Source organism: Bacillaceae bacterium S4-13-56, from assembly GCA_040191315.1.
GTDB lineage: Bacteria > Bacillota > Bacilli > Bacillales > JAWJLM01 > JAWJLM01.
In genome coordinates, this window is record JAWJLM010000070.1 from 1 (window position 1) to 11,336 (window position 11,336).

General features: G+C 34.0%; 10 protein-coding genes. 6 read left to right on the forward strand and 4 right to left on the reverse strand.

Annotated elements, in window-relative coordinates; genetic code table 11:
* The 4 genes from RZN25_14925 to RZN25_14940 form a co-directional block, all read left to right on the forward strand.
* Positions 1-1,267: immunoglobulin-like domain-containing protein (locus RZN25_14925; protein MEQ6378109.1), on the forward strand; the 1,267-nt coding region annotated here is incomplete at its 5' end.
* A gap of 1,564 nt (positions 1,268-2,831) precedes the next feature.
* Positions 2,832-3,131, forward strand: a complete 300-nt coding sequence (locus tag RZN25_14930) for a YhdT family protein (protein ID MEQ6378110.1) — start codon at positions 2,832-2,834, stop codon at positions 3,129-3,131.
* On the forward strand, positions 3,128-4,594 hold the full coding sequence (gene panF, locus RZN25_14935; protein ID MEQ6378111.1) for a sodium/pantothenate symporter: 1,467 nt from the start codon (positions 3,128-3,130) through the stop codon (positions 4,592-4,594). The genes RZN25_14930 and panF overlap by 4 nt, the downstream gene beginning before the upstream one ends.
* Positions 4,595-4,881: 287 nt before the next feature.
* Entirely contained in the window at positions 4,882-5,961 is a 1,080-nt protein-coding gene (locus tag RZN25_14940; protein MEQ6378112.1) for a diguanylate cyclase, read from the forward strand.
* Between the two features lie 331 nt (positions 5,962-6,292).
* Here the strand turns inward: RZN25_14940 and RZN25_14945 are convergent, their stop codons facing one another.
* From RZN25_14945 to RZN25_14960, 4 genes are all read right to left on the reverse strand, one after another.
* Entirely contained in the window at positions 6,293-7,099 is an 807-nt protein-coding gene (locus RZN25_14945; GenBank protein MEQ6378113.1) for a glycosyltransferase family 8 protein, read from the reverse strand.
* 170 nt (positions 7,100-7,269) lie between these two features.
* Complete coding sequence (locus tag RZN25_14950) at positions 7,270-7,698, reverse strand: hypothetical protein (protein MEQ6378114.1); 429 nt, start codon at positions 7,696-7,698, stop codon at positions 7,270-7,272.
* Positions 7,699-7,709: 11 nt separating this feature from the next.
* Positions 7,710-8,717 carry a sodium-dependent bicarbonate transport family permease gene (locus RZN25_14955; protein MEQ6378115.1) on the reverse strand — a complete coding sequence of 336 codons (1,008 nt, stop codon included), beginning with the start codon at positions 8,715-8,717 and terminating at the stop codon, positions 7,710-7,712.
* A 283-nt stretch (positions 8,718-9,000) separates the two neighbouring features.
* The gene (locus RZN25_14960; protein ID MEQ6378116.1) at positions 9,001-9,366 is read right to left on the reverse strand and encodes a DUF2294 domain-containing protein; all 366 of its coding nucleotides are present in this window, start codon (positions 9,364-9,366) and stop codon (positions 9,001-9,003) included.
* Between the two features lie 432 nt (positions 9,367-9,798).
* Between RZN25_14960 and RZN25_14965 the strand changes: the two genes are divergently transcribed.
* Complete coding sequence (locus tag RZN25_14965) at positions 9,799-10,401, forward strand: spore coat protein (protein MEQ6378117.1); 603 nt, start codon at positions 9,799-9,801, stop codon at positions 10,399-10,401.
* 238 nt (positions 10,402-10,639) lie between these two features.
* Entirely contained in the window at positions 10,640-10,897 is a 258-nt protein-coding gene (locus tag RZN25_14970) for a hypothetical protein (GenBank protein ID MEQ6378118.1), read from the forward strand.
* Positions 10,898-11,336: the final 439 nt, after the last annotated feature.

An 11,336-nucleotide genomic window follows, 5' to 3' on the forward strand; every position in this document is an offset into this window, starting at 1 on the left:
AAATCTTACTTTATTAGATACTAGTTTAAATAAGACCACTTTTACAATGCCATCAGAACCTGTAGTTATATCGGCAATATATGAACAGATGACGGAAAAAGAAATAAGAGATCAACTTAATGAAGCAGTGAATGCCTTAACAATAGATACTGCCTTTGATTTTAGTGAAGATGATACATGGGAGAGTATAACATTACAGTTCTTAATGTTGAAAATTGGTTTATATGATACCTCCATTGAATGGGAATCTAGCAAACCAAATGTGCTCGCAGTGGAAGGTAATAAAGCAACAACATATAGACAAGAGAAAGATGAATCAGTGATCTTGAATGCGACGGTATCCAAGGCAGGCTACTCTATTGAAAAACCATTTCTATTAATTGTAAAAAGCAATCTAATTGCAAAAAAAGAAAGTGAGGTCATTAAAAGAGAAGCAATTATTGATTTCGATCAAATGAATTCAAAAATCAATTTGATTGAACGAATTAATTTGTATGATAGCAATAACAACGTGATAAATAAAATTGACAAAATTATTGTAGACAAAGAACTAATAACAACAACTTCAAACCGGAATTTTTCAGTGTATTTATCTGATGATTCGAGTGATTTAGCGGATGAACTAGCTGTAGAAATTAACTCCGCTGCATTGAAAAAAATACTAGGTAACTTAGAAGTGAAGACGGATCAAGCCATAATTCAACTAAATAAAAAAGAAATTGATAAGTTAAATGAAAACGGCTTAGATCTATTTTTTAGAATCGTACCTTTACGTGATAAATTATCACGAGAAGAGCTAACAAAACGAATGCATGAAGACAAATCTGTGCAATCCGTTGTCTCGTCTATCAACGAAAAAGGAAATGTGAAGATCTTAGGAACTCCAAAAGAAATTGAAACGAATTATTCAGGGTATAAAACAGATCTTATCTTACCTATTGGAGAATTTCATCAAGAAGATATTAATCTAGATAACATTTATGTCTATATCGAGCATAGCGATGGAACGATTGGTATTCAAAAAGGAACTATCATTTATGAAAATGATACGCCGGCTGGATATAAGTTTTCGGTAGATAAGTTTAGTACGTTCACATTATTTGAAGTCGAAGTTGCTGATGATTCAACTACAGATCCAATTGACAAAGAAGAAAATCTATTACCTAATACTGCATTAAATATGTTTACGTACTTGATTATTGGTGTATTACTATTCGGAATTGGAGTATCTATGTATTACTTTCAAAGACGTAGACGAAAAATTTAATTATTCTAAACATGAGCAAAATATAGAGAAGTTCGAGTGGTAGTAGTCTGATTTACCGAACGAGGCGTATTTTTTAGCCTTTTTTGAACTAATCAACTGCAACGAGGTCATCGCCAATATGAATTTAATGATCTTATGGATAGAGAAGTTAAAAAATATTGAAGCAAACTTTATAAAGTTCCATCATTGATTTATAGCTCCAATTACAGTTTTTATTATGAAAACCAGTTCATTTTGCAACCAATAAGGCACTCACAAATACTGAATAAACGTATTTGTGAGTGTTTTTGTAAGATAGAAATAAAATGTATAGGGTAGAGATTGGGAATGGAAAATAGGAAACTAATGATAATTAAGAAGTGGACAACACTATTACGAACTAATACAATCATTTTTCTGGGACCATATTATATTTAGGGTTTTTAAAATTTGTAATTTACATCTCATAAATTTACATATCTCGATTAGTGTTAGAAAAATCTATTTATAAGGGAATATTATGAGAATAAAATTATTGATAGATTATATAACTCTATTCTAAAATATTTGACTCTTGCATTTTTTAATAAACACCATAAAAAAGTGCAGACGGGTAGTGTGTTACAAAAATCACGGTTTTTACGCAGTCAGTTTCGGAACTATCAGCACATCCATCAAGGATTTTTTCGAAATGCTTGTTCATAGGTGTATGCCACAAGTTGACCAGATGATCTTTTCGTATTCTCCGAACGATATCGTCAATTGTTAATGGAAGTTCTTGCTGCCATTTTTGACGGTGGTAATCTAAAAAGTTTTAGGCTAAGAACTCGATACACCAAAAACGTTCTATCCCTTTGCTGGTATTCGTCAAAGCTGAGTAACTCTGTGAAAACGACTTTTTTGGATGTGATTCATAATGAAATTTAAGTCTACACCTTGTCACTTGATTCGGGCAACACGGGGATTCATTTAGGAAACGGGTCATGCAAATAAGTTGCCGATTTTCACTGGTTGAACGGCGAATCTGAGAAATGTTTATTCTTCTAGCTGTCAAAATAATACCGTGTATAAAGGTCAACAGATGATTCATTTGTGGTTTAGAAATTTGTAACCGCAAGGCAAAAATAAAATTGACGATATGTGAATAGAAGGTTACCATGATAGTAGACATTCTCCTTTTAATGGAATTTGGGCGGTAACCAAAATTTCTCCAAAAAGGGTTGAATGCCCTTTTTTTATTTTCAGATACGACAAAGGTTCTGTTTATTACACAGTTTTAGACAAATTTCGATATGACAAGTTTTTTGCAAGAGTTTAGTCATATTTACACAAAACTTACATAAATCCTTATAAATTAGGGTTTATTAAGTCTATTTCTATATCGACCACCGGTATCATACATAATTTTAAAGTTCTTGTAGGTGTTGATAAAATAACATCTATGAGGGCTTTTTTATATTAAGCCGATATTTAATAAAAGGTAGTAATGAAGAAGGAATTTTCAGTGTTTAGCTTGTAAATATACTTATAGCGTGTATATTTATACCCACTTTAAAAAATGATGCTAATGAATATCGATGAGGTGATGAAAGTGAAAAACACGTCAACAGATTTTAAAGAAGACCCACGTTTTAAAGTTTCAAATAGAGAAGCGATTATCGGTTGTGTGATTGCCGTGGTGAACTTCATTTGGTGGTTTGGCTTTGCCTATGGTTTAGGATCAAAACCAGTTGAGGATTATACATATATATTTGGCTTTCCAGCATGGTTTTTTTATAGCTGCGTTGTTGGCTATATTGTTATTACAATTGTTGTAATTGTAGTGGTAAAGAAGTGGTTCAAGGAAATTCCGCTAGAGAATATGAAGGGGAGTGAGGACCTATGAATTGGCAGGTAATTATTCCTCTTCTATTATTTTTAGTCATTGTTATTCTTATTGGTCTTTTTGCTTCCAACTCTTTAAAAAGTACAAGCTCTTATCTACATGAATATTTTATTGGAAGTAGAAATTTGGGTGGATTTATCCTTGCCATGACTATGGTGGCAACTTACGGAAGTGGGAGTAGCTTCTTAGGGGGCCCAGGGGCAGCCTATTCTATTGGATTGGCGTGGGTTCTTTTAGCAATGTCGCAGCTTGTGACCGGATATTTCACATTATCTGTTCTTGGGAAGAAATTTGCTATTATGTCTAGAAAGATTAAAGCTGTGACCTTAATAGACTTTTTAAAAGAGCGTTACCGTAGTAAATGGGTTGTGATCCTGAGTGCTCTGAGTATTGTTACCTTTTTATTTTCTGCAATGGCTGCCCAATGGGTAGGTGGTGCACGATTGATTGAATCTATTACAGGTTTATCGTACACAACTGCTATTTTTATTTTTACTATTACTTTGTTACTTTACGTCATCTTTGGTGGCTTTCGAGCTGTTGTTATTACGGATGCGTTTCAAGGTGTTATCATGTTCGTTGGTACTCTTGCCATTTTAATTGCCACTATTGTGGCTGGTGGAGGGGTATCCAATATCATGTCAGAGCTTGTTTCTGAAAACCCCAATCTGATTTCACCTTATGGAGCAGATAGGACGCTAACGCCATTATATATTTCTTCTTTTTGGATACTAGTCGGTGTTGGTGTAGTTGGGCTGCCTCAAGTGGCTGTTCGTGCGATGTCCTATCAAGATTCAAAGTCCATGCATAGGGCATTGATAATTGGTACGGTTACAGTTGGAATGATTATGCTAGGGATGCACTTAACGGGTGTTTTTGCTCGTGCGGTACTACCTGGAATCGAGGAAGCGGACAAGGTCATCCCGCTTATTGCGATGGAGGTATTACCTAACTGGATAGCAGGAATCCTTCTTGCAGCTCCGCTTGCTGCAATTATGTCAACTGTGGATTCCCTGCTACTTGTTGTGAGTTCGTCGATAGTTAAAGATGTGTACATTAACTATATAAAACCTGATGCAAATGAAAAAAGAATTCGAATCCTAAGTGGTACGGTTACAACAGCTATAGGCATTCTTGTGCTTTTTATGGCTATTGATCCTCCTAGTTTATTAATCTGGCTGAATTTATTTGCTTTCGGAGGTCTTGAAGCAGCCTTTATTTGGCCAATTATCATGGGGCTATATTGGAAAAAAGGAAATGCTTATGGGGCGTTTACTTCCATTATCGTGGGGGTATCTAGTTATATTCTTCTCTCAACCTTTTACACTAATCCACTCGGAATGCATGCTGTCGTAATACCGGTTATGCTTTCTTTGCTTGGATACGTACTAGCTAGTTTATTTTCGCAAAAGAGGACTGCTGTGCTACAAAAAGAAATAATTGAGAACCTCTGGAGTGTATAGAAGCCAGTCATTATTTCATTTTTGAGTATTGGTTGGGGAGGTCAATGGTTTAACTTTGTATCGAATGGTAAGCCACCAATAATGGAGCAATTAGGGAAGCAAAGATTTGTCAAAGGTTGTACAACGTCTTTGCATTTGTTTATTGGGAATCTTTTTGGCATTACAGTAGTAAAAGGTAATTTTTAAGATGTATAATGAAAATAAGACAATATACCCACTTTTAACAATGGTTATATTTTCATATAAATATTATGAAAGTTCACATAGATAGGTAGTGGAGAATAAAAATGGACCCTATTTTATTTTTCTTTTTTGAGAATGCGTCGATAGTAATTGCGGTAATGTATTTGAGTTCAAAAATTAGAGAAAGATTCAATCATCAAATCTCAAATATTGGGACTGTTTTGCCCTATGCTGTATTTTTTACGGTATTAACGCTCATAGTAATGCTCAATCCTTATGACTTTGAGGGAATGCGTTTAGATTTGCGTGAAGCTCCTTTATTTCTCGCTGGATTTTTAGGGGGATGGAAGGTGGGAGTTTTGTCAGCATTGATTCCGGGGTCTTACAGATTGATAATAGGCGGTCCTACAGTTATTCAAGGATTGTTACAAGCTGTTGTACTTCCTATTTTTCTAGGCTCCCTATTTCATAAAAAAAATAATAATAATCATCCCTACACATTGGTGAATATAAGAAGAATATTGTTCTATTTCAGCTTATATGAGCTTATAAAATCTATATGGATGTTAATGACTACTCCAGCAACTCTGGAGATCATCATCCAAATGTTTATCTTTGCTTTATTGGCTTTACTTGGAATTAGTGCCATATTAAATGATTTTCATCGCGCCACTCGGTCAACAATGGACCTTGAATTCTTCTCAAACCATGACCCGATGACAGGGTTACCTAATATGCGCTTTTTTACGAAAAAGGTCAATCAACTTATTAGTGATCGTGTACCAATCATGATTGCCATGTTTGATGTAGATTATTTTAAACAGTATAATGACATGAATGGTCATCAAGCAGGTGATGACGTCCTTAAACATATAGGGGAAATATTGCAGGAGAATGTGCGAGCCAGTGATGTTATCGGAAGGTATGGTGGGGAAGAATTTATTATCTGTTATAGCAATATTTCGGACAAGAAGGAAGTAGCTACAATGTCTAATAAATTGCGAAAAGATATAGAAGAATATAGGTTTGATAATGAAACTTCTCAACCTACCGGCAATATCACAATATCTATTGGTGTAAGTAGTTTAGCCCACTATAAATCTTTAGATCAGCTAATTGGAGAGGCTGATAATGCCTTATATGAAGCAAAACAAAAAGGGAGAAATCAAATTTGTTATTCATGAGGGTCCAGCACTTGAAACATACTTGATCCTTTTTGTTTTTGAAAAAAGGGTCGGCACTCCTATAGAAGACTGACCCTCTCCTGTATCGAAGAATAGTATTACACAGATTGTAGTAACAATTTAACCTTTAACAACGCACCAATCTGACCAATGGATGCAAGTGTTAGAGGATCTATCCCAGTTGAAACTACCATTTAGGATATGGTCACTCTTTTTTAATAGATTAATTGATCACATATATCGTTAAGCTTAGGAAACGTTGTCGGTTATTGTAGATAAATATAACTTTTAAATTATTCTCGGATTTCAATTCTTCTGTAAACTAAGCCAACTATTGAAAACGTAATGCTAGTTTCTCATAGTGTTTATATAAAGAATGAAATTTTCCTGTATAGTTTTTCAGCCATGGCTTCCTCTTTCCACAAAAATGGAGGATGGCAGTTCGATTAATAACAAAATCCATATCGATCTTATCGACCATCTTATGATAATTATAAAAACGGGCATCGAGGTTGTAAATTAACTCATCAAATTCCTTTATTTTTTTTGAATAAAGGCTATTTATAACATCCTGATCAGGCAAAATTAATTTCTTGCGATTTTCCTCCACAAAGCGGAATATTTCCTTTTCACTTATATGTTTCCGCTGTTCTTCTAAATTCAAAAGCATTACACCAGAATTATAATAAGCGTCTACCTCATATCGCTTTAATCTCAGCTTGTTTAACTCTTTGACTGTTCCTCGATCATGATAAGCTGCAGCATATAGATAACCAGAAAGATCTGTGTGGTATAGGTCATGGATCCTGTTCAGAATAAGAAGATCTGGATCAAGGTATAGGATTCGATCAATAGTTTCAGGTAAAAACTTAAAAGCTAGCAAACGGTAATACATTTCCTTCGAATAGTGCTTGACTACTGGTGCATCTTTAAAATATTCATTCGTTACCGTGACAACATGGATTTGCTGACCTTCATCTTCTATGAATTTACGGAGCATTTCTAGCTCTTTCTCATTTAATGAGGAATGCATTAGATAAATTTCAAAGGATTCTTCCTCGTTGTTTAAGAAAAGTGATTTGAACATTACCATGAGTGGTTTTACATAATTGGAATTTAAGGTTACTAGTATATTCACAATGCATTTCTCCATCTCTTTTATTTTCTTTTATTATAGTAGAAAGCAGATTGATTTGCACTAGTTTCCATAGAAGAACTAAGGATTGCACCCTTTTGCCAGTGGGGGATGATGAAAACCCCACTGATTGAAGCTCTTCATAATCAACAATACTTAATAACATTAGAATTCTAAGAAATTTCCTCAAGATCTCCTGTATTTCTATTTACAAGGATTCCACTAATGGTAATTGAATGTGGAATTAATGGATGCTCCTTAATATATTTAATGTTATTTTTAATGATCGAAATCATTGGGGGAGTCTCTATCAACCAATTTGATGCTTCTTTCGGTAGGTTAGTGTTATCAATTTTCGAAAGATGGTGTTTTAAAATTAGAGGTTCTTTATTTATTTCTCCAATAACATAAATTTCCTTGATTTTTATTGTGTTTAAGGAATAGATAATATCTCTAATCATGGAATTGTCAGGGTGTATACTCATCTCATCCAAGCTATTACTGATCACAAGGTCTTCCGTCTTTCTATTCGTAAGCATTTCGATCATTGGGGGGTATTCTTCCTTGACATTTGTAATGATAAGTGTTTTTAAAGAATTCATTTGTAGGCCTCCTATTGTATCCATTTTGCTATTTCGTGATAAACTGGTATTCCAATAATTAAGTTAAACGGGAATGTAACCCCCAAAGCTAGGCCTAAATAAATGGATGGATTTGCTTCTGGCACTGATGTTTTTAAAGCTGCTGGTGCAGCAATATAAGATGCGCTACCGGCCAGCACTCCCATTAAAGTAGTCCCTCCGAGTGACAACCCAACCAATTGACCAACTATCACTCCCAAGCTTCCATATAGAAGTGGTGTAAACAATCCAAACACGAGTAGTTTTAAACCATGCTTTTTTATCTCTGGTAATCGTTCTCCTGTATTCAATCCCATGTTTAATAGAAATAGGACTAAGACACTATTATATAAGTCAATAAATAAAGGCTTTATCACTGGAACTGCCTGTTCACCTAGTATTAATCCAATAAATAAACTTCCTAATAGTAGTAATACACTTTTCCCAAAAATACTTTCACGAATTATTTCTTTATCTATAATTTTTGATGAATTTGGTATAATTCCCATTTTTTGTGATGGGAAAGATAAAATCTCATTTTTGTTTTCCATAATGCTTAATAATAGTAAGGATACTAAGATAGCTGGACTTTCCATCATTACAACTAACGCATTCATAAATCCTTCATAAGGAATTCCTGTTTTATCTAGGAATGAAATTGCTGCACCATAGGTCACAATACTTATTGATCCATAAGTGGCTGCTAAGGCAATGGAATTTTTTAAGTCCATTTTTATAAGCTTCAACAAAAAAATTGTAAGAATAGGAATAATCAACCCTAAGAACAAAGCTCCTAAAATGGGACCATAGACGGTATCAAGGGAGTAATGGGATAACTCAATCCCTCCTTTTATTCCAATAGCTATTAGCAGATAGATGCTTAAACCTTCACTTAGTCCATTTGGAAATTTTAAATTTGATTTAAATAATGCAGCTAAAATACCTAACATAAAAAATAAGACAGCTGGGGACAATAGGTTTTGATAAATAATCTCAGACATAATTACCTCCTAAAAAATTTAATTTTAGAAAAAATCGGATTATCGTTAAAGGGATTTTCGAAAGCGTATTTTGCTTTCATAGAAGCCCTTATACTCTTGAGTGAAAGTCCTAATGGCGAAAGCCTAATTTTTTCATGTACTGTTAACCGACTAAAGTTATACATTCTGATAGCAATAAAAAAACCGACAATTTCAGAATCTATCATCCTGAAAATTGTCGGTTTACCTTCAACTGCTACATAAAGCCTTTGAAGATCTCCCTTATGTTTAAAAGTAAAAAAAATTAATGATACTCTCTTTCAATATCACTATCAAGCCTAAATATCATTACTCTTTCTCCTGTGCGTGTACTTATATCTGTATGGAAACTTTTTGTTTCTTTTAGGGTTAACTTATAAATTATTTCCTTTAAATTCTCAATCCCTGACTCTACTAATTCTGATCTCAACCTCTTAATGGATAAAAGTCCATCTTTTGTTTCGCAAACAGTGTATTCAGCAGGAGTAAGAATACCTTTTAAGGTAACAATGATCATATCTCGCAGTAAGTCTGTTTTCACAGAAACAGAACCACGCCCAAGGAAGTCTTTCTCCCATTGTGTAATTGCTTTACTTATTTCCGCTTCCACAGATCCTTTTGTTTTTTGCATCCTTTTCCCTCTCTAACAAAAAAAGATATATTTCTTTAGATGAAAATCGTCCAAGAAAATATATCGATTTATCTTATCTTTTCTTCAATCCTATTATAGTGTCTTTTTCACAGTGTCATTTCAAAGAATTAACCATATGCTAAAGCTCCTATGGATTGAAGTAAAAATAACATCTCTCGATTTAAATCATTCTTTAATTATACATTTTATCTGCAGCATTAGTTGAAGTCAATATCTAAACCTTGGCCAGTTCTAATCACAGAAAGGGATCTATAATGCCATTTAAAAACTGATTTGAGTTAATCTTCGAATTCAAAAACAATTTTGATTCGTAAAATCAAAAATACATAAAACCCTTCTAAGGGGAAATTCTAAATTTGAACCATACAAATTAGGAGGTCATCAAGGGTGCCAAACCAAAATCTAAATCAAATGCAGGGTGGACAAATGCAACAAAACATGAACCAAGGGACAAGCATGAATCATGGGGCTCATGAGATGCTCGACTCTCATGAATTAATTGGGTGTTTAATCGGTGTCATTGAACAGTATCAACTCTACGATCAAAACATTCAAGATCAGGAATTAAAAGACATCTTACAACGTCAAACTTCGTTCATGACACAAATGTACAACACAATCGTAGAAAGCTTCAACACAGGGCAGGATCCAACTGTACCAACTCAGCAATACAAGATGCAGCAAAGTAACGAGGTCACCTATGGATTGAAGCCTAGTCAACCTAAAAAACCAAAGATAGCAGTCAATGAGCTAACAGATGATTGTTATTCTTCCTTTATGTTAGGACAAACAAAGGCAGCTGCCTCTACCCTTACTATGGCAGCTGTAGAAATGAATAATCCTGTCCTACGCCGTGTAGTTGCAGATAGTGTCCCAAACATGATTGAAATGAGTTATGAGCTATTCTTATATCAGAATAAGAAGGGATATTACCAAGTACCGCAGCTAAATCAACAAGATATGAATATAATGTTACAGTCATATACGAAAGCTCCACAACAAGGAATGCATTAAAAGGAAAGGGATAAGAGAGTTTTTTCTCTTATCCCTTTTTACAAGATAAGTATAAAAAATTTCTTTGTCGGGTTGTTGAAATAAGTCGATTATATTGTCTTTGCTTTATTAAAATAATATACTAAACTAAGTGTAGAATAAATCTGATCCATTACCTTTTTAAGTAATTTTCTTTACACTTTCATCAATTTGAACTAAATAGAATTGATCTTTTAAGGTATCAAAAGGGATGAACCATTTGAGAAATAGAGAAAAATTTTATGAAGAACTTCCGGATGAATTGTTAAGCAGTTTTTATTATTACATACAAAAAAATATTGAAAACGGTGTTCGTATTCCCGTGATGGTAGACGAGCTGGTGTCTTTAGTTGAAGTTGCAACCAAAAAGAATATTTCATTATCCGATCTACGAAAAATGGGGCAACTTTTTGTGGAAAATGAAATCAATCTAGTGAATCAGGAGTACCCCAGGCTTGTAAAAACAGAAAAAAAGTAAAATGCATGAAATCAAGGACATATTATAGGCCTTAAAGAAATTTCTAAGAAGGAACTAGTAACCTTACTTAAAAATGGTATTGGAGAAAAGTGCTACCAATGGAGGTAGCACTTTTTGCTAATTTGAAAAGTAAGTCATCCTAGGGCAAGAATTCCTCGTATTAGGTCGGTTGTGAGCATTACCCTCTTTTTCGAGTGCCGATCAACAAAACCCCCAGACCATTGACTTAATGAAAAGGTCAGCAAGTGGACGTAGTATCCATAAAGTAGCTATTAACGTTTTTTTAGTATTAAATAGTTGATCTGATTTTAAATGGAATGGTAAAATTGAAACTTAGCTTTTTACCATGCTTAAATGGGCAGCGCCATCTCAATTCTTAAGTAAAAAGAGAGAGTAGGTGGAGATAAACTTCCATGAAAATAAAACATTAAATTTTTCA